The 23,841-nt window shown below is 72.8% G+C and carries 22 protein-coding genes; 12 read left to right on the top strand and 10 right to left on the bottom strand.

What is annotated here, in order from left to right; all coding sequences use genetic code 11:
• Nucleotides 1-95: 95 nt before the first annotated feature.
• From ACZ4SV_RS26140 to ACZ4SV_RS26090, 11 genes are all read left to right on the top strand, one after another.
• A complete protein-coding gene (locus tag ACZ4SV_RS26140) occupies nt 96-617 on the top strand; it encodes a cupin domain-containing protein (RefSeq protein ID WP_365883490.1) in 522 nt (173 codons plus the stop codon).
• Between the two features lie 64 nt (nt 618-681).
• Entirely contained in the window at nt 682-1,872 is a 1,191-nt protein-coding gene (locus tag ACZ4SV_RS26135; RefSeq protein ID WP_365883491.1) for an MFS transporter, read from the top strand.
• A gap of 135 nt (nt 1,873-2,007) precedes the next feature.
• On the top strand, nt 2,008-2,859 hold the full coding sequence (locus ACZ4SV_RS26130) for a sulfurtransferase (RefSeq protein ID WP_468006851.1): 852 nt from the start codon (nt 2,008-2,010) through the stop codon (nt 2,857-2,859).
• Between the two features lie 85 nt (nt 2,860-2,944).
• Nucleotides 2,945-3,751, top strand: a complete 807-nt coding sequence (locus ACZ4SV_RS26125; RefSeq protein ID WP_468006849.1) for an SDR family NAD(P)-dependent oxidoreductase — start codon at nt 2,945-2,947, stop codon at nt 3,749-3,751.
• Nucleotides 3,736-5,112, top strand: coding sequence for an aminotransferase class V-fold PLP-dependent enzyme (locus ACZ4SV_RS26120; protein WP_468006847.1), 1,377 nt, complete (start codon nt 3,736-3,738; stop codon nt 5,110-5,112). Before ACZ4SV_RS26125 ends, ACZ4SV_RS26120 begins: the two co-directional genes overlap by 16 nt.
• Before the next feature lie 203 nt (nt 5,113-5,315).
• Nucleotides 5,316-6,164, top strand: a complete 849-nt coding sequence (locus ACZ4SV_RS26115; protein WP_468006845.1) for an LLM class flavin-dependent oxidoreductase — start codon at nt 5,316-5,318, stop codon at nt 6,162-6,164.
• 198 nt (nt 6,165-6,362) lie between these two features.
• Nucleotides 6,363-7,934, top strand: a complete 1,572-nt coding sequence (locus tag ACZ4SV_RS26110) for an FAD-binding oxidoreductase (protein WP_468006843.1) — start codon at nt 6,363-6,365, stop codon at nt 7,932-7,934.
• 177 nt (nt 7,935-8,111) lie between these two features.
• Entirely contained in the window at nt 8,112-8,669 is a 558-nt protein-coding gene (ssuE, locus tag ACZ4SV_RS26105; RefSeq protein ID WP_468006841.1) for an NADPH-dependent FMN reductase, read from the top strand.
• 166 nt (nt 8,670-8,835) lie between these two features.
• Nucleotides 8,836-9,693, top strand: coding sequence for a methylenetetrahydrofolate reductase (locus ACZ4SV_RS26100; protein ID WP_468006839.1), 858 nt, complete (start codon nt 8,836-8,838; stop codon nt 9,691-9,693).
• Nucleotides 9,694-9,775: 82 nt separating this feature from the next.
• Entirely contained in the window at nt 9,776-11,254 is a 1,479-nt protein-coding gene (locus ACZ4SV_RS26095) for an AlkA N-terminal domain-containing protein (RefSeq protein WP_468006837.1), read from the top strand.
• An 11-nt stretch (nt 11,255-11,265) separates the two neighbouring features.
• Nucleotides 11,266-11,748 carry a methylated-DNA--[protein]-cysteine S-methyltransferase gene (locus tag ACZ4SV_RS26090; protein ID WP_468006835.1) on the top strand — a complete coding sequence of 161 codons (483 nt, stop codon included), beginning with the start codon at nt 11,266-11,268 and terminating at the stop codon, nt 11,746-11,748.
• Between the two features lie 62 nt (nt 11,749-11,810).
• On the opposite strand, the gene ACZ4SV_RS26085 is transcribed toward ACZ4SV_RS26090, so the two are convergent.
• Both ACZ4SV_RS26085 and ACZ4SV_RS26080 read right to left on the bottom strand, forming a co-directional pair.
• Nucleotides 11,811-12,305 carry an NUDIX hydrolase gene (locus ACZ4SV_RS26085; protein WP_365881913.1) on the bottom strand — a complete coding sequence of 165 codons (495 nt, stop codon included), beginning with the start codon at nt 12,303-12,305 and terminating at the stop codon, nt 11,811-11,813.
• Between the two features lie 38 nt (nt 12,306-12,343).
• Entirely contained in the window at nt 12,344-13,417 is a 1,074-nt protein-coding gene (locus ACZ4SV_RS26080) for an ADP-ribosylglycohydrolase family protein (protein ID WP_365881911.1), read from the bottom strand.
• Between the two features lie 164 nt (nt 13,418-13,581).
• Here ACZ4SV_RS26080 and ACZ4SV_RS26075 point away from each other — a divergent pair, with 164 nt between their 5' ends.
• Nucleotides 13,582-14,718 (top strand): glycerate kinase, encoded by a 1,137-nt coding sequence (locus tag ACZ4SV_RS26075; RefSeq protein WP_468007029.1) that lies wholly within the window; start codon nt 13,582-13,584, stop codon nt 14,716-14,718.
• 67 nt (nt 14,719-14,785) lie between these two features.
• On the opposite strand, the gene pssA is transcribed toward ACZ4SV_RS26075, so the two are convergent.
• The 8 genes from pssA to ACZ4SV_RS26035 all read right to left on the bottom strand — a co-directional run bounded on the left by pssA (nt 14,786) and on the right by ACZ4SV_RS26035 (nt 23,783).
• Nucleotides 14,786-15,604, bottom strand: a complete 819-nt coding sequence (pssA, locus tag ACZ4SV_RS26070) for a CDP-diacylglycerol--serine O-phosphatidyltransferase (protein ID WP_365941804.1) — start codon at nt 15,602-15,604, stop codon at nt 14,786-14,788.
• A 22-nt stretch (nt 15,605-15,626) separates the two neighbouring features.
• Complete coding sequence (locus ACZ4SV_RS26065; RefSeq protein WP_030346776.1) at nt 15,627-16,283, bottom strand: phosphatidylserine decarboxylase; 657 nt, start codon at nt 16,281-16,283, stop codon at nt 15,627-15,629.
• Between the two features lie 169 nt (nt 16,284-16,452).
• On the bottom strand, nt 16,453-17,658 hold the full coding sequence (locus tag ACZ4SV_RS26060) for an acyl-CoA dehydrogenase family protein (protein WP_365877666.1): 1,206 nt from the start codon (nt 17,656-17,658) through the stop codon (nt 16,453-16,455).
• 3 nt (nt 17,659-17,661) lie between these two features.
• Nucleotides 17,662-18,174, bottom strand: coding sequence for a MaoC family dehydratase (locus tag ACZ4SV_RS26055; protein WP_397938929.1), 513 nt, complete (start codon nt 18,172-18,174; stop codon nt 17,662-17,664).
• Nucleotides 18,175-18,179: 5 nt separating this feature from the next.
• Entirely contained in the window at nt 18,180-19,178 is a 999-nt protein-coding gene (locus ACZ4SV_RS26050) for an HpcH/HpaI aldolase/citrate lyase family protein (RefSeq protein WP_468006832.1), read from the bottom strand.
• Nucleotides 19,175-21,202: a protein meaA gene (locus ACZ4SV_RS26045; RefSeq protein ID WP_468006830.1), complete on the bottom strand. Its 2,028-nt coding sequence runs from the start codon at nt 21,200-21,202 to the stop codon at nt 19,175-19,177. The genes ACZ4SV_RS26050 and ACZ4SV_RS26045 overlap by 4 nt, the downstream gene beginning before the upstream one ends.
• Before the next feature lie 9 nt (nt 21,203-21,211).
• A complete protein-coding gene (gene ccrA, locus ACZ4SV_RS26040; RefSeq protein WP_468007026.1) occupies nt 21,212-22,549 on the bottom strand; it encodes a crotonyl-CoA carboxylase/reductase in 1,338 nt (445 codons plus the stop codon).
• A gap of 415 nt (nt 22,550-22,964) precedes the next feature.
• Nucleotides 22,965-23,783 (bottom strand): TetR family transcriptional regulator, encoded by an 819-nt coding sequence (locus ACZ4SV_RS26035; protein ID WP_468006828.1) that lies wholly within the window; start codon nt 23,781-23,783, stop codon nt 22,965-22,967.
• Nucleotides 23,784-23,841 lie beyond the last annotated feature (58 nt).

The following is a 23,841-nucleotide window of genomic DNA, read 5'->3' as shown; positions in this document are numbered from 1 at the left end:
TCGCCGCCGCCTTGCCGGCCTCTCGCGGCGAGGCGGCGGAAACCGGCGGAAAACGACCGAGAACCAGCACGATATTCGGCACACAAGGGAGCACGATGACCTTCCCGGACATGGTCCACGACGAGAAGGGCCGCCTCATACCCGAGTCCGAGCAGACCGCGGTGTGGCTGCTCGGCGGCCTGGCGCAGATACGCGTGCCCGGTTCCGCGACCCGGGACAGCTTCACGGTCGTCCAGCACACCGGAAACCGCGGGTACAACACCCCGCTGCACATCCACGACTACGAGGACGAGGTCTTCATCGTCCTGGACGGCACCCTGCGCATGATCTGCGACGGGGAGGAGCACATCGCGGAGGCGGGCACCACGATGATCGTCCCGCGGACGGTCCCGCACGGCTTCGTGACGACCTCGGGCAACGCCCGCTTCCTCACCATCCACTCCACCCCGCAGCCGGACCGCAGGCCGCAGTTCGACCTGTTCCTCAAGGCGGAGATCCCGCACGCCAAGACCCTGACGCTGCCCACCGAGGACGTGGGCGGCCCGGACCTGGACCACATCATCGCCCTGGGCTCGACGTACGCCTACCGGTACGCGGGCCCGCCGCCCGCTCCGTAACCGCCCCGACCGGGCACCCCACGGCGGGTCGACAGAACATATCCACCCCGACAGAAGAGACACCATGTCGTTGAAGCTCCTTTCCCTGATGCTGTGCGTGTTCGGCATCACCACCGGTGAATTCGTGATCGCCGGCATCCTGCCGGACGTCGCCGGTGACCTCGACGTGTCGATCCCCGCCGCCGGACTGCTGGTCACGGCGTACGCCATCGGAATGATTCTCGGCGGTCCGATCATGACCGCGCTGACCGCGCGCTACGCGCGCAAGCCGCTCATCGTGGGCCTGCTGGTCGTGGTCGTCGTCGGCAACCTCGCCTCGGCGCTGGCGCCCGTCTACTCCGTGCTCTTCGTGGCCCGCGTGGTGACGGCCCTGGTGACCGCCACGTTCTTCGCCAACGCCATCGTCATCGCCGCGTCCACCGCGCCCGAGGGCAAGCAGGCGTCCACCGTCTCCAAGCTGGTCTTCGGCATGAACCTGTCGATGATGCTGGGCGCGCCCCTCGGCACCTTCATCGGCAACCACTTCGGGTGGCGGGCGACCTTCGGCACCATCACCGTGGTCTGCCTGATCGGCCTGCTGCTGGTGCTGCCCCTGGTCCCGGCGGTGGAGAGCGCGACGACGGGCGGCTCCGCGGTGGCCGAACTGCGCGTGTTCCGCAACCGCAACGTGCAGCTTGCCATCCTCATCACCGCCGTCGCCAACATGGGCCTGCTGATGGTCTTCACCTACTTCTCCCCGCTGCTCACCGACGTCAGCGGCTTCGCCGAGGGCGCGGTCGCGCTGCTGCTGCTGGCCTACGGCGTGGGCGCGGCGGTCGGCAACTTCGCCGGCGGCTGGCTGTCCGACCGTGCGCTGATGCCGTCGCAGGTGGGCCTGCTCGGGCTGCTCACCGCGGGCCTGGTGGTCATGTGGGCGGTCAGCGGCAGCACCGTCGCCAGCGCGGTCATGGTGTTCGTGATCGGCGCCCTCGGCTTCTCCGTCATCCCCGGCATGCAGACCCGCGTCCTCACCACCGCCAGCTCGGCGCCGACCCTGGCGATCGCGGTGAACGCCTCCGCCTACCAGATCGCCGCCGCCCTGGCCGGCTGGATCGGCGGCCGGATCATCGACGGCCCCGGCCTCAGGCCGGTCTACCTGGCCGCCGCCGCGGTCACCGTCCTCGGCATCCTGCTCAGCTGCTACGCCTGGTACCGGGACCGCGCGACGGCCGCGGCCGGCGTGGAGGGCAAGACGACGGAGACCTCGCCGGCCTGACCCGCCGCCCGGCGGAGCCACCGCTCCCGGCCGGGCAGGACGGCCCCGCCGTTCGCACCGCACCCGGCCCCGTCCCGCACGGGGCCGGGCAGGCCCCGCCGGGAACACCCGGCCGACACCTCACGAGGGGGAACAATGAGCCGTGAGTCCGCCCTGGTCACCGGCGACTGGGCCGAGCAGCGCCTCGGCACCGCCGGGACGGTGCTCGTCGAGACCGCGAACGACGACACCGACTACCGCAAGGGCCATCCGCCGGGTGCCGTGTTCATCAACTGGAGCGAGTTCCAGGACGACCTCAGGCTCGGCGTCATCGGCCGGGAGGCGTTCGAGGAGCTGATGCGGGCCAAGGGCATCGCCGACGACGACACCGTCGTGCTGTACTCCGCCAACGCCAACCTGCTGGCCGCGCTGGCGTACTGGTACCTCACCTACTACGGCCACCGGTCCGTGCGGCTGCTCGACGGCGGGCGCGCCAAGTGGGAGGCGGAGGGCCGGCCCCTCTCCGCCGAACCGGTGCGCCGGCCGGCGACCCGCTACCGCGCCGCCGGCCCCGACCCCTCGGTCCGGGCGCTGCGCGACGACGTGCTCGCCGCGCTCGGCACCCACACCATCCTCGACGTCCGCTCGCCCGAGGAGTACGCGGGCCGCGTCTTCGCCCCCGGCTTCGCGGGCGAGGCGTTCGCCCCCGGCAACAACCCGCACGAGGTGGCGCAGCGCGCCGGCCACGTGCCCGGCGCGCTCAACCTGCCCTGGGACACCGCCGTCCGTCCCGACGGCACCTTCCGCTCCGACGAGGAGCTGAGAAGCGCCTACGCCGCTGCGGCGCCGGACCGCGGCGCCCTCACCTACTGCTGGGTCGGCGCCCGCTCCGCGCACACCTGGTTCGTCCTGCGGGAACTGCTGGACCGGCCCGACGTGCGCAACTACGACGGCTCCTGGGCGGAGTACGGCTCGCTGGTCGGGGTGCCGGTCGAGCGCACCGCCTGACATCCGCTCCGCCCGACACCTCCCCACCGCACCACCGACAACCCGAAGGGGGCAGGGCCGGCACTCCGGGCCGGCTCATCACCTGATGACCGAACGTGACACGAACCGCTCCACCGCCGGCAGCTCCGCACCCGGCCGGCTGCACGGCAAGGTCGCCCTGGTGACGGGCGCCAGCTCGGGCATCGGCGAGGCCGCCGCCAAGGCCCTGGCCGCCCAGGGCGCGAGCGTGGTCCTGGCGGCCCGGCGCGAGAGCGAACTCGACCGGGTGGCCGGAGAGATCACCGCCACCGGCGGCGCCGCCCTCGCCGTACGCGCCGACGTGACGGCGGACGAGGACCTCGCCGCCGCGGTGCGGGCGGCCGAACAGCACTTCGGCGGGCTCGACATCGCCTTCAACAACGCCGGGGCCCTCGGCTCCATGGGCCTGATCGAGGAGCAGAAACCCGAGGCGTGGGCCGAGGACATCACCCTCGTCCTCACCAGCGTGTTCCTCTCCATGCGGCACGAACTGCCGGCCATGCGGCGGCGCGGCGGCGGCTCGATCGTCAACAACGCCTCCCAGCTCGGCGTGGTCGGCTTCGGCGCCGGCATCAGCTCCTACGTGGCCGGCAAGCACGGCGTGGTCGGCCTGACCAAGGCCGCGGCGCTGGAGTACGCCCGCCACAACATCCGGGTCAACGCGCTCGCGCTGGCGACCGTGGACACGCCGATGTACCGCGCCTCCGTGGGCGGCAGCCAGGAGATGGCCGACATGTTCACCGGCCTGCACCCCCTCGGCCGTATCGGCAGCCCCCAGGAGGCGGCCTCGGCCGTGGCCTACCTGGCGGGCGACGACGCGGCCTTCTTCACCGGCTCGGTGCTGGTCATGGACGGTGGATGGAGCGCGCAGTGATCCCCGCGGCCGCGACCGAGCCGGACCACGTCGGCGACGGGCTGCCCGCCGTCGTCGGCGCCGGGCTCCGGGTGCCGCTGGTGACGGGCGGGTGGGTGCCGTACGCCGGACTCGACCACGCCGCGAGCACCCCCAGCCTGGTCGCGGTGCGGGACGCGGTGGACGCGCTGCTGCCCTGGTACAGCAGCGTGCACCGCGGCGCCGGCTTCGTCTCGGCGGTCGCCACCCGCGTCTACGAGCAGGCCCGGCAGGAGGTGCGGCGCTTCACCGCCGCCCCGCCGGACGCCGCGGTGCTGTTCACCCGCAACACCACCGACGCGCTCAACCTGCTGGGCCGCGCCCTGCCCGAGAAGACGACGGTGTTCCGGTTCTCCACCGAGCACCACGCCGCGCTGCTCGCCTGGCGCGGCCACCGGGTGCACCGGCTGGCGCCCCCGGACAGCCCGGCGGACGCCCCCGCCGTGCTGGCCAAGGCGCTCGCCGACGCGCCCGACGGACCGAAACTGGTCGTGATCACCGGCGCCTCCAACGTCACCGGCGAGCTGTGGCCGGTGGCGGAACTGGCCGAGACGGCCGCCGCGCGGGGCGCGCGCACCGCGCTCGACGCCGCCCAGCTCGCCGGGCACCGGCCGCTGGACCTGGCCGGCTGGGGCGTGGACTGGGTGGCGCTGTCCGGGCACAAGATGTACGCGCCGTTCGGGGCCGGTGCCCTGGTGGGCGCCGCCGACTGGCTGGCCGCCGCCGACCCCTACCTGGCCGGCGGCGGCGCCACCGCGGCGGTGGCCGAACAGGACGACCGGACGGCCGTCACCTGGTCCGGACTGCCGCACCGGCACGAGGGCGGCTCCCCGAATCTGGTGGGCGCCCACGCCATGGCGGTCGCCGGCGGCGCGCTGGCCGGCGCCGGCTGGCACACCCTGATCCGCCACGAGGAGGAGCTGACCGCCCGGCTGCGCGAGGGACTGGCCGCCATCCCCGGGGTGCGGGTGCTGAACCTGTGGCCGGGCCGGCACCCCCGGCTCGGCGTGGTCTCGTTCAGCGTCGCCCGCTGCGGCGGCGAACCGGCGGACCAGCGGCTGCTGGCCACCGCGCTCTCCGCCGAGCACGGCATCGGCCTGCGCGACGGCGCCTTCTGCGCCCACCCGGCCGTCCGCGCCCTGCTCCGGGACGCCGACGGCCACCAGCCCGACCGGGCACTGCGGGCCAGCGTCGGCCTCGGCACCACCGCCGAGCACGTGGACCGGCTGCTGACCGCCCTCGCCGACCTGGTCCGCACCGGACCGCGCTGGGCCTACGGACACCCGGAGGAGGGATGGCGGCCCGTACCGGACCCCCGGCCGGCACCCGGCCTCGTACGGTGAGCCCGGAGCGTGGCCGCCGGGGCGCGGCCACGGTCCGCGACCCCCTCTCGGAACACAGCGTGGAGGCACCACTGAACACCGCATCACCGCAGCCGCGGGGGCCCCACGGCACCCCGCCTCCGGTACCACCGGACACCGCGCCCGGCGCGGCACCGCGGCCCGCCCCGGGCACCCCGGGACGGCCCGTCCGCCGGTTCGGCGTCATGCTCTACCCGGACCAGCCCTTCCCGGTCCTCGCCGAACGCCTGCGCCTGCTGGAGGACCTCGGCTTCGACCAGGTCTTCCTGCCCGACCACAGCGCCGACCTGCGGGACGCGCGCCGGCCCTGGTTCGACAGCTGGTCGGTGCTGGCCACGGCCGCCGTGGTGACCCGCCGGATCAGGATCGGCACCCTGGTCGCCAACCAGATCCTGCGCCCGCCCGCCCAGCTCGCCAAGCAGGCGATCGCCCTGGACCACCTCTCGGGCGGCCGCTTCGAACTGGGCATCGGGGCCGGGATCTTCCCGTGGGACCACTTCAGCGTGGGCCAGGAACCCTGGTCCCCGAAGGAGCGGGCCGAGCGGTTCACGGACTACGTCACGATCGTCGACGGCGTGCTGCGCGGCGGTGTCTTCAGCCACCAGGGCAGCCGGCTGTGGGTGAAGGACGTGGTGACCGTGCCCGGCTCCGCGCAGCACCCGCGGCTGCCGGTCACCGTCGGCGGCCAGTCGCCGACCCTCATCCGGGTCGCCGCCGCGTTCGCCGACGCGTGGAACACCCACGGTCCGCCCGGCGCGAGCGCCGCCGAGGTGCTCGCCATCACCGCCGAACAGAACGAACGGCTCGACCGGCTGGCCGAGGCCGCCGGCCGGGACCCCGCGGACGTCCGGCGCTCGTACACCGTCTTCGGGCCCTGGGACCCGAGGGCCGGACAGCACACCTACGAGGAGATCTTCGAGCGGTTCTCCGCCGCCGGTGTCTCCGAATTCGTCCTCGACTGGCCGGGGGAGGCGCATCTGGAGGAGTTCGAACGAGTCGCCCGTGAGGTGATCCCGCCGCTGCGGGCCGGCTGACGGTACCCACCGGGCCCGCCCGCACCAACACATCACCTCACGAGCACCCACGACGCGATCCTGTGCCGGGTGTCCCGGCCGCGAAGCGCCGGCCGGGACACCGTTTTGCCGCACGGGGGATCACAGCGATTCGGCAGTCCCAACACATTCGGGGTTCTCACCCAGGACACCCAGGATTCGCGTGAAGGTGTGACACACATGACCGAAGACACCACCCGCCACCCGGCCGGCCTCACGGTCACCCGGGCCGACCGGCAGTACGCCGATCTGGTGAGCGGGCTCAACCAGCGTTACGTGGCCCGGCCCGAGTCCATACGGCTCGTGCGGTCCACCGACGAGGTGGTGGCGGCCGTCCAGCAGGCCGTCGACGAGGGCAAGCGGATCAGCGTCCGCTCCAGCGGCCACTGCTACGAGGACTTCGTGCACCACCCCGACGTCCAGATGATCGTGGACATGTCGGGCATGAGCGCGGTGTACCACGACGAGCGGCGCGGCGCCGTCGCCGTCGAGTCCGGCGCCACCAACCTCCGTACGTACCAGACCCTCTACCCGGAGTGGGGCGTCGTCGTCCCCACCGGGTTCTGCTACTCGGTCGCCATGGGCGGCCACGTCAGCGGCGGCGCCTGGGGGCCGCTGTGCCGCCTGCACGGCCTGGTCGTCGACCACCTCTACGCGGTGGAGGTGGTCGTGGTCGACGCCCGGGGCAAGGCCCGCGCGGTGGTCGCCACCCGCGACGCGGACGACCCCCGGCGCGAGCTGTGGTGGGCCCACACCGGCGGCGGAGGCGGCAACTTCGGCATCGTCACCCGCTACTGGTTCCGCTCCCCGGACGCCCGGGGCCGCGACCCGCGCGGACTGCTGCCGAAGCCGCCCGCGGAACTCCTCGTGAGCGCGGTCGGCTGGGCGTGGAGCGAGCTGAGCCGGGAGGAGTTCCACCAACTGGCGCGCAACTACGCCGACTGGCACGTCGCCCACCGCGCGCCCGACGACCCCCACCGCGCGCTCATCAGCCAGCTCGTCCTCAACCACCGCTCGGCCGGGCAGATCGGCCTGCTCGCCCTGGTCGACGCCACGGCCCCGGACGCCGAGCAGATCCTCGCCGACTACCTCAAGCACATCGGCTACGGCATCAGCGCCGAACACGGCGCGCTGACCCGGCACATGGGCGACCTGCCCGCGCTGCCCCAGTTCGCGGCGCCCCGCCGGCTGCCCTGGCTCCAGGCGGTGCGGATGCTCGGCACCACCAACAGCCTCCTCAACGACCCCACGCTGCGCGCCGAGTACAAGTCCTCCTTCATGCGGGCGGCCTTCCCCGACAGCCACCTGGAGGCGCTGTACAAGCACCTCACCCGCGACGACATCGACAACCCCGGCATCAGCGTGCAACTGACGTCCTACGGCGGCCGGATCAACGCGGTGGACCCCGCGGCGACCGCCGCCCCGCACCGCGACGCCGCCTTCAAGATGCTCTGGCAGGTGTTCTGGAACGACCCCGCCGACGACGACCGGTACATCTCCTGGGCCCGCGAGTGCTACGGGGAGGTCTACGCGGACACCGGCGGCGTCCCGGTGCCGAACGAGGTGACCGACGGCTGCTACGTCAACTACCCCGACATCGACCTCGGCGACCCCCGGTTCAACACCTCCTCCACCCCCTGGCACACCCTCTACTACAAGGACAACTACCCGCGCCTGCAACGCGTCAAGGCGAAGTGGGACCCGCGGAACGTCTTCCGGCACAGCCAGTCCGTCCAGCCGCCCGCCGCCTGACGGGCACCCCCGCCGGGAACCGTCCCGGCACGCACCGCGCGGCGCCCGGCACCCGGGGCGCCGCGCGGCACCGCCCGCCCGCCGTCTCACCGTCCGCGCACCCGCACCCCCCTCTGTCCGCCGTCCGCACGCCCGCCGTCCGCCCCGCCGTCCCGGCGACCCGCGAAGGAGCCCTCGATGACGCCGACGTCCCTGGTCGCGATATCCGGCAGCCCTTCGGCGCGCTCGCGCACCGCCCTGCTCACGGCCCATGTGCTGGACCGGCTGGCCGGGGCGGGACTGACCGCCGAGCACGTCCGGGTCCGCGAGCTGCCGCCGGCCCCGCTGCTGGCCGTGCGGACCGAGGAGCCGGCGCTGCGCCGGGCCCTGGACGCGGTCGCCGCCGCCGACGGTGTCGTGATCGCCAGCCCCGTCTACCAGACCGCCTACAGCGGCCTGCTCAAAGCCTTCCTCGACCTGCTGCCCCAGGCGGGCCTCGCCGGCAAGACGGTGCTGCCGCTGATGACCGGCGGCACCCTCGCCCACGCCCTCGCCCTCGACTACGCGCTGCGGCCCGTCCTGACGGCCCTGGGCGCCCGCCAGGTGCTGCGCGGCGCCTTCGTCCTGGACCAGAGCATCACCCGCGGCGACGACGGACCGCCGCGCCTGGCCGCGGACGCGGAGGACCGCCTGGCCCGCGCCGTCGAGGAGTTCACCACCGCCCTCCTGCCGGACGGACGGCTCGTCGTGGGCTGACGGGCCCGGCCGAGCCTCGTGTCGCGGACCGTGCCGGCCGCCGCGCGCCGCACGCCCTGCCCGCGGGTCCCGGCCACCCGCGTGGCATCATCGGCGGGGCCCGGGACCACGCCCCGGCGAGCCGCGGGCCCGAGCCGCACGTCGTACGAGGAGCACGAGAAGCACGATGAACCCCGCTCTGCTGGACGACTTCTCCCTGGAGATGACCGGCAAGGACGTGCCCCGGCTGGAGGAGGCGCGCGACGGCATCCCGCCGGGCACCCGGATCAACATCACCTTCCTGGCCGGCGAGGACACCGCCACCCGGCTGGCGGCGGCCCGCGCGGTCAGCCGGCTGGGCTTCGTCCCCGTACCGCACGTCTCCGCCCGCCGCCTGCCCTCCCGCACCGCCCTGGAGGAGTTCCTCGCCGGGCTGGCGGCCGACGGCACCGCCGAGAACGTGTTCGTCGTCGGCGGCGACCCGGCCCGTCCCGAAGGCCCCTACCCGGACGCCCTCTCCGTGCTGCGCACCGGGCTGCTGCGCCGCCACGGCGTCCGGCACGTCGGCGTCACCGGCTATCCCGAGGGCCACCCCGGCATCACCGACCGGGTGCTGTGGCAGGCGCTCACGGACAAGGCGGCGGCCCTCGCCGCCGACGGCTTCGGCGGCGACGTCATCACCCAGTTCGGCTTCGACGCCGACCCGGTCCTCGGCTGGCTGGAGGCCCTGCGGGCCAAGGGCGTGCACCTGCCCGTCCGCGTCGGCGTCCCCGGACCGGCCGGCGTGCGCCGGCTGCTGGGCTACGCCACCCGGTTCGGCGTCGGCACCAGCGCCTCCGTCGCCCGCAAGTACGGCTTCTCGCTGACCAACCTCGTGGGCACCACCGGCCCCGACCGCTTCCTGCACGCGCTGGCCGACCGGTACGACCCGGCCCGGCACGGCACCGTGAAGGTGCACTTCTACACTTTCGGCGGCCTGCGCGCCACCGCCGAGTGGATCACCGGGTTCCGGCAGCGCGGCGCCCTCACCGCACCCGCCACCTGAGCCGGAAGAGTCCCTGGCCGGGGCCACGTACGTGTCGGATTCCCGCCAGCTTCCCGGGCCCCCGGTGGCCGATGCTGGACCCATGGCGACAGCGACACCACTCGACCGGGAACACTGCGTGCGCGCCGTGCGGTCCAAGGACGCGCGGTTCGACGGCTGGTTCTTCACCGCCGTCCTGACCACGCGGATCTACTGCCGGCCGAGCTGCCCGGTCGTGCCGCCCAAACCGGAGAACATGACGTTCTACCCGAGCGCCGCCGCCTGCCAGCAGGCCGGCTTCCGGGCCTGCAAACGCTGCCGCCCCGACACCAGCCCCGGCTCCCCGGAGTGGAACCAGCGCGCCGACCTGGCGGCCCGCGCGATGCGGCTGATCGCCGACGGCGTCGTGGACCGCGAGGGCGTGCCCGGACTGGCCGCCCGGCTCGGCTACAGCACCCGGCAGGTGGAACGGCACCTGCTCGCCGAACTCGGCGCCGGTCCGCTCGCGCTCGCCCGCGCCCAGCGCGCCCAGACCGCGCGGCTGCTCGTCGAGACCACCGCGCTGCCCATGGCGGAGATCGCGTTCGCGGCCGGCTTCTCCTCGGTCCGCGCCTTCAACGACACCGTCCGCGAGGTCTTCGCGCTGTCCCCGAGCCAACTGCGCGCCCGCGTCCCCGCCGCCGGCGCGGGCACCCCCGGCGCGCTCACCCTGCGGCTGCCGTTCCGCGCCCCGCTCAACCCGTCCAACCTCTTCGGCCACCTCGCCGCCACCGCCGTACCCGGAGTCGAGGAGTGGCGCGACGGCGCCTACCGGCGCACCCTGCGGCTGCCCTACGGCTACGGGATCGTCGCGCTCGCCCCGCGCCCCGACCACATCGCCTGCCGGCTCACGCTCAGCGACCTGCGGGACCTGACGGTGGCGATCAGCCGCTGCCGCCGCCTGCTCGACCTGGACGCCGACCCGGTCGCCGTCGACGAACGGCTGCGCGCCGACCCGCTGCTCGCCCCCCTCGTCGACCGGGGCCCCGGCCGCCGGGTGCCGCGCACCGTCGACGAGGCCGAGTTCGCCGTCCGCGCCGTCCTCGGACAGCAGGTGTCCACGGCCGCCGCCCGCACCCACGCGGCCCGCCTGGTCACCGCGCACGGCAAGCCCCTGGACGATCCCGAGGGCGGCCTCACCCACCTCTTCCCGGCCCCGGAGGCGCTGGCCGCCGTCGACCCCGGCACGCTGGCCATGCCCGGTGCCCGGCGCACCACCTTCACCACCCTGGTCAGCCGGCTCGCCGACGGCGCGCTGCGCCTGGGCGTGGACTCCGACTGGGCCGAGGCCCGCGCCCGGCTGCGCGCGCTGCCCGGCTTCGGGCCGTGGACGGTGGAGGCCATCGCGCTGCGCGCCCTCGGCGACCCCGACGCGTTCCTCCCCACGGACCTCGGCATCCGGCGCGCCGCCCGGGAGCTGGGCCTGCCGGCCACGCCGGCCGCGCTCACCGCCCGCGCGGAGGGCTGGCGGCCCTGGCGGGCGTACGCCGTGCAGTACCTCTGGGCGACCGACAGCCACCCCGTCAACTTCCTGCCCGCGTGAGGAGCCCCGGCGTGAAGCAGCACACCGTCATCGACAGCCCCTACGGCCCGCTCACCCTCGTCGCCGACGACGGCGTCCTGTGCGGCCTCTACATGACCGACCAGCGCCACCGCCCCGCGCACGAGACGTTCGGCACCCCCGGCGACACCCCGTTCGCCGAGGCCAGGGAACAGCTCGCCGCCTACTTCGCCGGCGAGCTGCGCCGCTTCACCCTGCGGCTCAGCCTCCAGGGCACCCCGTTCCAGCGCCGCGTCTGGGAGCAGCTCACCCGCATCCCCTACGGCGAGACCCGCTCCTACGGCGCACTCGCCGACGCCCTCGGCAACCCCAAGGCGTCCCGCGCGGTCGGCCTCGCCAACGGCAGGAACCCCATCGGCATCATCGTGCCCTGCCACCGCGTCGTCGGCGCGGACGGCGCCCTCACCGGCTACGGCGGCGGCCTGCACCGCAAACGCGACCTGCTGGACTTCGAACGCGGCACCACCCTGTTCTGACCCACCCGGCACGACACGCCGCGCCAGGTGACCGCGGGCCGCGCCCCCCGAGAGCCGGTGCGTCACGCCACCCGGTGGCCGTTCTCCAGTTCCGCCGTGCCGGTGCCCTGCGCCAGGACGTCCAGGGCGGCCAGCACCCGGCGGCCGAGCGCGCCGGGCAGGTGGGCGGGGAGGCCGGCGCGCTCCACCAGCCGCCAGGACAGCAGCTCCTCCTCCTGGAGGCGGATGGCCTTCAGCTCGGTGTCGTCGAGGACACCGCCGTCGTACAGGTACGCCACCAGCGGCGGCCGGTTCGTGCCGTGCACCCAGTCCACCGCGAGCAGCCGGCCCAGCGGACGGTCGAGCCCGATCTCCTCCAGCGTCTCCCGGCGGGCGCCCTCGCGCGGCGTCTCCCCGGTGTCGGACTCGATGGTCCCGCCCGGCAGCGCCCAGCCCTCGCGGTAGTTGGGCTCCACGAGCAGCACCCGGCCCTCGGCGTCCCGGAAGAGCGCGGCGGCACCGGCGAGCACCCGGGGCAGGCCGGCGATGTACGTGGCGAAGTCGTCCGTGGTCGTCATGGGGGAAGGGTAACCAGCCGGGCCCGCCTTACGTCCCGTTACGTCCCGGCCGTCGCCAGGCGCAGGGTGCGCTCGGCGAGCGCGCTGATCCGCACGCCGTCGAAGCCGAACACCGCGCTGCGCACCGTGTCCCGCAGCGGCTCGCGCCACTGGGCCGGGATGGCGGCCGCCCCGGTGCGCACCCCGGCCACCGAACCGGCCGTCGCCCCGTTGGAGTCGGTGTCCAGGCCGCCGCGCACGGTCAGGGCGATGGTCCGGGTGAAGTCGCCGTCGCCGTACAGCAGTCCGGCGGTCAGGACGGCGGCGTTCGGCACGGTGTGGATCCAGCCGAGCCCGGCGGTCTCCTCGGCCGCCGTGGCGAGGGTCTCCGCCCAGGGCAGCCGGGCCTCGTGCAGGCTCGCGACCCGCCGTACCGTCCGGGCCAGCCGGCTGCTCCCCGGCACGACCGTCAGCGCGGTCTCCAGGGCGTCCCGGACGGTCGGCGCGGTGAAGGACGCGGCGATCAGCGCGGCGGCCCACATGGCGCCGTAGACGCCGTTGCCGGTGTGCGAGAGCACCGCGTCCCGGCGGGCCAGACCGGCCGCCCGGAGCGGGTCGCCGGGGCAGGTCCAGCCGTAGACGTCGGCGCGGATCAGCGCGCCGATCCACTCCTGGTACGGGTTGTCGTACGTCGCCGTCAGCGGCGGCTTCAGCCCGCTCGCCAGGTTCCGGTACGCGGCCCGCTCCGCCGTGAACGTCTGCAGGTACGGCAGTCTGAGCAGCCACAGGTCGCCGACCTGCTCGGTGCTGAAGCCGAAGCCGTGCGTCTCCAGCAGGTGCAGGCCGAGGATCGCGTAGTCGACGTCGTCGTCCCGGCAGCTGCCGTCGACCCGGCCGCGCACACAGCCGCGCCACTCCGGGCGCAGCTCGGCGGCCTCGGCCGGGTCGGCGGGCTCCGGCAGGTAGTCGGTCAGCGGCAGGGCGGCGGCCCGGCGCAGATAGCGGTCGATGCGGTCACGGGTCCACACCTCGCCCTGCTCGACCGGCTTGCCGAGCATGTTGCCCGCGATCCGGCCGAGCCAGCCGCCGTGGACGCGGTCGGCGAGACCGGGGCCGGTGCGTGCGGTGCTCATGGCAGGGGTGTACCCACTTCGGCGGGCCCGTCCCCGCGCCTTCCCACGCTTCGGGCGGGGCATGACGGCGGGGGTGTCCTGCGGTTATGGTCACAGCGGCGCGACTGGCCCCGACACGCGCGGGGCCCGGAGAGCAAGGGGAACACAAGGTGGCGGACGCTGCAGTGAACGAGACCCGCCGGGTGCTCATCGCCGCGGACAAGTTCAAGGGCTCGCTGACGGCCGTGCAGGTCGCCGAGCGGGTGACGGCCGGGCTGCGCCGGGTCGTGCCGGACCTCGCGGTCGAGGCGCTGCCGGTGGCCGACGGCGGCGACGGAACGGTGGCCGCGGCGGTCGCGGCCGGCTTCGAACGCCGGGAGGCCCGGGTCGCCGGACCGCTCGGCGAGCAGGTGACGGCCGCGTTCGCGCTGCGCGGGGACACCGCGGTCGTGGAGATGGCCGAGGCCAGCGGGCTCCACCGGCTGCCGGCCGGGGTCTTCGCACCGCTGACGGCCTCCACGTACGGCTCCGGCGAACTGCTGCGGGCCGCGCTGGACGCGGGCGCGCGGACGATCGTCTTCGGCGTCGGCGGCAGCGCCACGACGGACGGCGGCGCGGGCATGCTGTCCGCGCTGGGCGCGCGGTTCCTGACCCCGCGGGGCGAGCCGGTCGCCCCGGGCGGCGGCGGCCTCGCCGACCTGGCCCGCGCCGACCTCTCCGGTCTGGACCCGCGGCTGTCCGCGGTGGACCTGGTGCTGGCCAGCGACGTCGACAACCCGCTGACCGGGCCGAAGGGCGCGCCGGCGGTGTACGGCCCGCAGAAGGGCGCCTCGCCGGCCGACGTGGCCGCGCTGGACGCGGCGCTGGCCCGCTTCGCGAAGGTGCTGGAGGCGGCGGCGGGCCCCCGGGCGGCGCAGTACGCGGCGTCCCCGGGCGCGGGCGCGGCCGGCGGCATCGGCTTCGGCGCCCTGCTGCTGGGCGCCCGTTTCCGCCCCGGCATCGAGGTCATGCTGGACGTCCTGGGCTTCGCGCCCGCCCTGGAGCGGGCCGCGCTGGTCATCACCGGGGAAGGCTCGCTGGACGAGCAGACGCTGCACGGCAAGGCGCCGGCGGGAGTGGCCGCGGCGGCGCGGGCCGCGGGCAAGGAGGTCGTGGCGGTGTGCGGGCGCCTCGCGCTGCCGCCGGAGGCGCTGCACGGCGCCGGGATCTCCCAGGCCTACCCGCTGACCTCGGTCGAGCCGGACGTGGCCCGGTGCATCGCGGACGCCGGACCGATCCTGGAACGCGTCGCCGCCCGCATCGCCGAGGACCGCTTGCGCTGAGGAACCGCGGTACATAGACGAGGGGCCCCCTACCCGGCCGGGTAGGGGGCCCCTCGTCTGCCTATCGCTACGGCAGCTGTGCCGCCCGCGCCTCGCGGCGGTTGTCGCGGAAGTTGTTCACCCGGCGCGCCGTGGCGAACAGCGGGATCACCGCGCCCATCACGAGCTGGAGCGCGCAGCCGGTCTGGAGCAGCAACTGACCGCTCGGGGCGTCGAAGGCCCAGGCGGCCAGCAGGCCCATGGACAGCACGATCCAGGAGAGCATCGCCCCGGCCAGCCGGCCCCGCGGCTTCGGGTACTCGACCCGGCTCACCATCAGCCACGCCGTCCCCAGGATCGCCAGCAGCGTCGCCACGAACGGCAGCTCCAGCAGCACGATCGAGACGACGGTCAGCGCGCCGAACGGCGAGGGCATGCCCTGGAACACGCCGTCCTTCATCGTCACACAGCTGAACCGGGCCAGTCTGAGGACCACGGCGAGCAGGACGACGATCGCTCCGACCGCCGCCACCCGCTGGTGCGCGTCGTCGGCGACCATGCCGTAGACGAGCACGAAGTACGCGGGCGCGAGGCCGAAGCTGATCAGGTCCGACAGGTTGTCCAGTTCCGCGCCCATCGGCGAGGAGCGCAGCTTGCGCGCCACCAGGCCGTCGAACAGGTCGAACACCGCCGCGCAGAGCATCAGGATGACCGCCGTGGCCGCGCTGTGGCGGGCCATGCCGGACTCCTGGCTGCCGGTCAGGTGCGGGATCAGGATGCCGGTGGTGGTGAAGTACACCGCCATGAACCCGCAGGTGGCGTTGCCCAGCGTCAGCGTGTCCGCTATCGAGAGGCGGAGCGAGAGAGGCATCTCCTCCTCGTCGTCCACCTCGTCGGCCTCGGGCACCCAGCCCGCCTGGGTTTCCGGATCAATCACGGTCAATGCGAGTCACCCCAGCCACGGTCTTCTGTCCGACCTCGACCGCGACCTCCACGCCCTCGGGCAGGTAGAGGTCGACACGCGAGCCGAAGCGGATCAGACCGATTCGGTCGCCCTGCTCGACCTTCGTGCCCTCCGGGAGGTAGGGCACGATGCGGCGGGCCACCGCGCCGGCGATCTGGATCATCTCGATGTCGCCGAGTTCGGTGTCGAAGTGCCAGACTACGCGCTCGTTGTTCTCGCTCTCCTTGTTGAAAGCCGGAACAAAGCCGCCGGGGATGTGTTCGACCGACGTCACCGTGCCCGCCAGCGGCGCGCGGTTCACGTGCACGTTGAGCGGGCTCATGAAGATCGCGACGCGGGTGCGTCCGTCCTTCCACGGCATGATGCTCTGCACCACGCCGTCGGCCGGCGAGATGACCCGGCCCGTGGCGATCTCGCGCTCGGGGTCGCGGAAGAACCACAGCATGCCCGCCGCGAGCGCGGTGGCGGGCACGGCGACGGCCTTCGCCGCGCCGGAGCGGCGGGCGCGGGCCAGGCTGAGGGCTGCGGTGGCGACGGTCGGGAGAAGCCACGGCGATGCTCCGCGCGCGAGGCGTGCGCCTACCAGGCTGTCGCGGTGTGCAGAGGTTTGGCTGTGGGGCATGGATGACCTTCGTAGCGGATGATGCCGCGCTCTGACGGGGGACGGCGGCTTTCCCGGATCGTACCGGGCGCGGCCCACAACTGGGCAAGCCAGGAAGCCGAGTCGGCGGCTGAAGACCGCCTACGGGGTGTGATCTTCTTCTCGAAGAAAACACCCCGTACCCGGACAATCAGCCCTCGAACCGATACTCTTCGAGCAGCCTGCGGCCGATGATCATTTTCTGGATCTCGGCGGTACCTTCACCGATGAGCAGCATCGGGGCCTCGCGGTAGAGACGCTCGATCTCGTACTCCTTGGAGAAGCCGTAGCCGCCGTGGATCCGGAAGGCGTCCTCCACGACCTCCTTGCAGTACTCGGAGGCCAGGTACTTCGCCATGCCGGCCTCCAGGTCGTTTCGCTCCCCGGAGTCCTTTTTGCGCGCCGCGTTGACCATCATCGCATGCGCGGCCTCCACCTTGGTGGCCATCTCCGCCAGCTTGAACTGGATGGCCTGGTGCTGTGCGATCGGCTTGCCGAAGGTGTGCCGCTGCTGGGCGTACCGGACGCCCAGCTCGAAGGCCCGCTGGGCGACGCCGCAGCCGCGCGCCGCCACGTTGACCCGGCCGACCTCCACGCCGTCCATCATTTGGTAAAAACCTCGGCCGGTGACGCCGCCGAGCACCCGGTCGGCCGGAACCCGCAGGCCGTCCATGATCAGCTCGGTGGTGTCGACCCCCTTGTAGCCCATCTTCTCGATCTTGCCGGGGATCGTGAGGCCCGGACGGACCTCGCCGAAGCCCGGCTCCTTCTCGACCAGGAAGGTCGTCATCGACTTGTGCGGGGCCGTGCCCTCGGGGTGTCCTTCGTCACTGCGGACCAGGACGGCCACGAGCGAGGAGGTGCCGCCGTTCGTCAGCCACATCTTCTGGCCGTTCAGGACGTACGCGTCGCCGTCCCGGACCGCCTTGGAGGTGATGGCCGACACATCGGAGCCGAGGCCCGGCTCCGACATGGAGAAGGCGCCCCGGATGTCGCCGGCGGCCATCCTCGGCAGGAAGTGCTCCTTCTGCTCCGGCGTGCCGTGCTGCTTGAGCATGTACGCGACGATGAAGTGGGTGTTGATGATGCCGGACACCGACATCCAGCCACGGGCGATCTCCTCCACGCACAGGGCGTAGGTGAGCAGCGACTCGCCCAGGCCCCCGTACTCCTCGGGGATCATCAGCCCGAACAGCCCCAGCTCCTTCAGGCCGTCCACGATGGCTTGCGGGTACTCGTCGCGGTGCTCCAGCCCGGTCGCGACCGGAATGATCTCCTTGTCGACAAAGTCCCGGACGGTGGAGAGGATCTCCTGCTGGACGTCGGTCAGACCGGCGGTCTGGGCGAGACGGGCCATGGCTTACTTCTCCTGCTGCTTCGGCTCCGGGCGGCCCGGCTGCTCGCCGCCGCGCTCCTTGGTGTACGTCTCGGTGGGCACCATCACCTTGCGGCGGAAGACGCACACCACGGTGCCGTCCTGCTTGTAGCCCCTGGTCTCGACGTGGACGATCCCGCGGTCGCTCTTCGACTTCGACGGCCACTTGTCCAGCACCGTCGTCTCGCCGTAGACCGTGTCCCCGTGGAAGGTCGGCGCCACGTGCCGCAGCGACTCGATCTCCAGGTTGGCGATCGCCTTGCCGGAGACGTCCGGCACGGACATGCCCAGCAGCAGCGAGTAGACGTAGTTGCCCACCACGACGTTCCGGCCGAAGTCGGTCGTCTCCCCGGCGTAGTGGGCGTCCAGGTGGAGCGGGTGGTGGTTCATGGTGAGGAGACAGAACAGGTGGTCGTCGTACTCCGTGACCGTCTTGCCCGGCCAGTGCTTGTACACCGCGCCGACCTCGAACTCCTCGTACGTGCGTCCGAACTGCATCGCGCTCACGCCTCCGGGATCTCGAACGTGCTGGTGCGCCGCAGTCCGGCGGCCCGGCCCTTGCCGGCGACCACCAGGGCCATCTTGCGGCTGGCCTCGTCGATCATCTCGTCCCCGAGCATCGCGGAGCCCTTCTTGCCGCCCGCCTCGGAGGTGTAGTAGTCGTACGCGTCCAGGATCAGCTCGGCGTGGTCGTAGTCCTCCTGGGAGGGGGAGAAGACCTCGTTGGCGGCGTCGACCTGGCCCGGGTGCAGCACCCACTTGCCGTCGAAGCCCAGCGCGGCGGCCCGGCCGGCCACCTCGCGGAAGCCGTCCACGTTGCGGATCTGGAGGTAGGGGCCGTCGATCGCCTGGAGGTTGTTGGCGCGGGCGGCCATCAGGATCTTCATCAGGATGTAGTGGTAGGCGTCGGCCGGGTAGCCGGGCGGCTGCTCGCCGACGACCAGCGACTTCATGTTGATCGACGCCATGAAGTCGGCCGGGCCGAAGATGATCGTCTCGATCCGCGGGCTGGCCTGGGCGATCTCGTTGACGTTGTTCAGGCCCTGGGCGTTCTCGATCTGCGCCTCGATGCCGATGCGCCCGACCTCGAAGCCCATGGTCTTCTCGATCTGGGTCAGCAGCAGGTCCAGCGCGACGATCTGCTGGGCGTTCTGCACCTTGGGCAGCATGATGCAGTCGAGGTTGGGGCCGGCGCCCTCGACCACGGTCACGACGTCCCGGTACGTCCACTCGGTCGTCCAGTCGTTGACCCGGACCACCCGCGTCTTGCCCGTCCAGTCGCCCTCGTTGAGGAACTTGACGATGGTGTGCCGCGCCCCGGGCTTGGCGAGCGGCGCGCACGCGTCCTCCAGGTCCAGGAAGACCTGGTCCGCGGGGAGGCCCTGGGCCTTCTCCAGGAAGCGCGGGTTCGAGCCCGGCACCGCCAGGCAGGAACGCCGGGGGCGGAGGCGGTTGACGGACGGCTGCGCGGCGCTGGTGGCGGGCGGCGGGTGGGCGGTCATGCGGGGACCTCCAAGGGGTCGAGCTTGTTCGCTGTGCGGATCTCGTCCACGATGCGGCCGATGATCCCGGTGATGTCGAAGTCCTTCGGGGTGAACACCGCGGCCACCCCGGCGGCCCTGAGCTGTTCGGCGTCACCGTTCGGGATGATGCCACCCGCGATCACGGGTATCTCTGTGGCACCGGCCACACGCAGCCGCCGCAGCACGTCCGGGACGAGCTGGGCGTGCGAGCCGGACAGGATCGACAGGCCCACCGCGTGCACGTCCTCGGCCACTGCCGCGTCCACGATCTGCTCGGGAGTGAGCCGGATGCCCTGGTAGACCACCTCGAAGCCGGCGTCCCGGGCCCGTACGGCGATCTGCTCGGCGCCGTTGGAGTGCCCGTCCAGGCCCGGCTTGCCGACCAGGAAGCGCAGCCGGGCGACGCCCAGTTCGCGGGCGGTGGCCTCCACCCGGGCCCGGACGCCGGCGAGCGCCGAGCCCGGCTCGGCGGTCACCGCGACCGGCGCGGAGGAGACCCCGGTGGGCGCCCGGTACTCGCCGAACACCTCCCGCAGGGCGGCGGCCCACTCGCCGGTCGTGACGCCGGCGCGGGCGCACTCCAGCGTGGCCTCCATCAGGTTCTCGGTGCCCTGGGCGGCCTCCTTCAGCCGCTCCAGCGCCTTGCAGGGCCGCGGGTGGTTGAACGGCGGCTGGTAGCGGGTGTCCCGCCAGTGCCGCAGCCCGTCGACGACGCGGGCCTCGACCGCCGGGTCCACCGTCTGGATCGCGGTGTCCAGATCGGCCGTCAGCGGGTTCGGCTCGGTGCCCTCGAAGGCGTTGACGCCGACGATCTTCTCCTCGCCGGACTCGATCCGGGCCCGGCGCTCGGCGTGCGAGGCGACCAGCTGCGACTTCAGATAGCCGGACTCCACGGCGGCCAGCGCGCCGCCCATCTCCTCGATGCGGCCGACCTCCGCGAGGACGTCCGCGACCAGCTCCTCCACCTTGGCCTCGACCACCTTCGAGCCCTCGAAGAGGTCGTCGTACTCCAGCAGGTCGCTCTCGTAGGCCAGCACCTGCTGGATGCGCAGGCTCCACTGCTGGTCCCAGGGCCGGGGCAGGCCGAGCGCCTCGTTCCAGGCGGGCAACTGCACGGCGCGGGCGCGGGCGTCCTTCGACAGCGTCACGGCCAGCATCTCCAGCACGATCCGCTGGACGTTGTTCTCCGGCTGCGCCTCGGTCAGGCCGAGCGAGTTGACCTGGACGCCGTAGCGGAAGCGGCGCTGCTTGGGGTTCTCGATGCCGTACCGCTCGCGGGTGATCCGGTCCCAGATGCGGCCGAACGCCCGCATCTTGCACATCTCCTCGACGAAGCGGACGCCCGCGTTCACGAAGAAGGAGATCCGCGCGACCACGTCGCCCATGCGCTCCTCGGGCACCTGCCCGGAGTCGCGCACGGCGTCCAGGACGGCGATCGCGGTGGACATCGCGTACGCGATCTCCTGCACCGGCGTGGCCCCGGCCTCCTGCAGGTGGTAGCTGCAGATGTTGATCGGGTTCCACTTCGGCAGGTGGGAGACCGTGTACGCGATCATGTCCGTCGTCAGGCGGAGCGAGGGCCCCGGCGGGAAGACGTGCGTCCCCCGGGACAGGTACTCCTTGACGATGTCGTTCTGGGTCGTGCCCTGGAGCCTGGTGAGGTCCGCGCCCTGCTCCTCGGCGACGACCTGGTAGAGCGCCAGCAGCCACATGGCGGTGGCGTTGATCGTCATCGAGGTGTTCATCTGCTCCAGGGGGATGTCCTGGAACAGCCGGCGCATGTCACCCAGGTGCGCGACGGGCACGCCCACCCGGCCGACCTCGCCGCGGGCGAGGACGTGGTCGGGGTCGTAGCCGGTCTGGGTCGGCAGGTCGAACGCCACCGACAGGCCGGTCTGGCCCTTGGCGAGGTTGCGCCGGTACAGCTCGTTGGACGCCTCCGCCGTCGAGTGGCCGGCGTACGTCCGCATGAGCCACGGACGGTCCTTCTGACGCTCTGTCATCTGCGGCCCTCAGACGTTCCGGAAGCGGTTGATGGCGTCGAGGTGCCGGGCGCGCGTCTCCGCGTCGCGCACGCCGAGGCCCTCCTCGGGCGCGAGGCAGAGCACGCCGACCTTGCCCTGGTGCAGGTTGCGGTGGACGTCGTAGGCCGCCTGGCCGGTGTCCTTCAGGTCGTAGACCTTCGACAGGGTCGGGTGGATCTTGCCCTTGGCGATGAGGCGGTTGGCCTCCCACGCCTCGCGGTAGTTGGCGAAGTGCGAGCCGATGATCCGCTTCAGCGACATCCACAGGTAGCGGTTGTCGTACTCGTGCAGGTACCCCGAGGTCGAGGCGCAGGTGGTGATGGTGCCGCCCTTGCGGGTGACGTAGACGGAGGCGCCGAAGGTCTCGCGGCCGGGGTGCTCGAAGACGATGTCGATGTCCTCGCCGCCGGTCAGTTCGCGGATGCGCTTGCCGAAGCGCTTCCACTCCTTCGGGTCCTGGGTCCGCTCGTCCTTCCAGAACCGGTAGCCCTCGGCGTTGCGGTCGATGATCGCCTCGGCGCCCATCGCCCGGCAGATGTCCGCCTTCTGCGGCGAGGAGACGACACAGATCGGGTTGGCGCCGCCGGCCAGCGCGAACTGCGTGGCGTACGAGCCGAGTCCGCCGCTCGCGCCCCAGATCAGCACGTTGTCGCCCTGCTTCATGCCGGCGCCGTTGCGGGAGACGAGCTGGCGGTAGGCGGTGGAGTTCACCAGGCCCGGCGCCGCCGCCTCCTCCCAGCTGAGGTGGGCCGGCTTCGGCATCAGCTGGTTGGACTTCACGAGCGCGATCTCGGCGAGCCCGCCGAAGTTGGTCTCGAAGCCCCAGATCCGCTGCTCGGGGTCGAGCATGGTGTCGTTGTGGCCGTCGGAGGACTCCAGTTCCACCGACAGGCAGTGGGCGACGACCTCGTCACCGGGCTTCCAGGCGTTGACGCCCGGGCCGGTGCGCAGGACGACGCCCGCGAGGTCGGAGCCGATGATGTGGTACGGCAGGTCGTGCCGCTTGGCCAGCTCGTTGGTGCGGCCGTAGCGCTCCAGGAACCCGAAGGTGGACAGCGGCTCGAAGATCGAGGTCCACACCGAGTTGTAGTTGACCGACGAGGCCATGACGGCCACCAGGGCCTCGCCCGGGCCCAGTTCGGGCACCGGCACCTCGTCGAGGTGGATCGACTTGCGCGGGTCCTTGTCGCGGGTCTCCAGGCCCTGGAACATCTCCGTCTCGTCCTTGTGCACGGTGATCGCGCGGTACGAATCGGGGATCGGCAGGGCGGCGAAGTCGGCGGACGTGGCGTCCTGCGACTGGATCGCGTCCAGGATGTCCTTCACGGTCACGGTGTCGCCTCCGGCGGTGAGCGCCCTGAGGGAGGGGCGCCTTTCGGGGATCGTCGGTGCTTGCTGAGTGCTGCTGAGGGTGTCGAGGGGTGCCGTCGGTCCGGCGGGTGGTGCTTCGGCAGCGCTTTGTGGCGCGGGAGGGTGCCTGTGACGCAGGCGTCCGGGCGCAGGGGCCAAGGGCCCTCGGGGACAGCCGGCGAGGAGAAGGTGTCCGCTTCGCCGGCCGCTCGGACGACTTCACCGTATGGCACGCCGTGACAGGTGACAAGGCACTGCGTGCCAGAAAACGCACTCAGATGAAATCTTTACGCAACAGATGAGCGATGATCGATCGTCGCGTGGTAAAAGAACGGGCGGTGGACGGCACCGAGTGCCGTCCACCGCCCGTCTGCCGCGGCCGGACCGGGTCTTACAGCCGGTCGCCGAGCGCCTGCTGGATGGTGCGCATCACCTCGTCGAGGGGTGCGTCGGTGCGGGCCACCGTCACCAGGACCTCGCCCCGGGCGTCGGCCGTGGTGGTGGCCGGCGGGGTGCGCGGCGCCGACTCGCGGCCGGCCCCGATGCCGGAGCCGAAGGTCTTGCGCACGATCGCGAACGCGTGGTCCAGCTGGGCCTCCACGTCGCCCTGGCCGCCCGCCCGCAGCCAGCGCCGCAGGACGTGGTTGTGGGCGGTGACCACGGCCGAGGCGGCGACCTCCGCCAGCAGCGGGTCGTCGTTGGCGTCGTCGGCGTGCGCGTGCTCGTCGAAGTGGCCGAGCAGATAGCGGGTGAACAGGCGCTCGTAGCGGGCCACGGAGGCGATCTCGGCCTCGCGCAGGGTGGGCACCTCGCGCGTCAGCTTGTAGCGGGCGACCGAGATCTCCGGCCGCGCCGCGTACATCTTCATGACTTCCTTGATCCCCCGGCACACCGTGTCGAGCGGGTGCTCGTGCGCGGGCGCGGCGTTGAGCACGGCCTCCGCGCGGACCAGGGTGTCGTCGTGGTCCGGGAAGATCGCCTCTTCCTTGGAGCGGAAATGGCGGAAGAAGGTGCGCCGGGCGACCCCGGCGGCGGCGGCGATCTCGTCGACGGTGGTGGCCTCGTACCCCTTGGTCGCGAACAGCTCCATGGCTGCCGCCGCCAGCTCTCGGCGCATTTTCAGCCGCTGGGCGGCGGCCCGACTGCCTGCGGCACTTTCCGGCGCGTCGGGCGTGGCGGGTGTACGGGAGGACTTGGCGGGCTGGGACATGACCCGAACGTACTGCATCCGCGCAGCACGATGCGCAGGTCCGGACCCTCCCCCGCCC

The sequence above is a fragment of the Streptomyces sp. NPDC027672 genome, from assembly GCF_055566335.1.
This window is presented reverse-complemented; position numbering and strand designations above follow the sequence as displayed.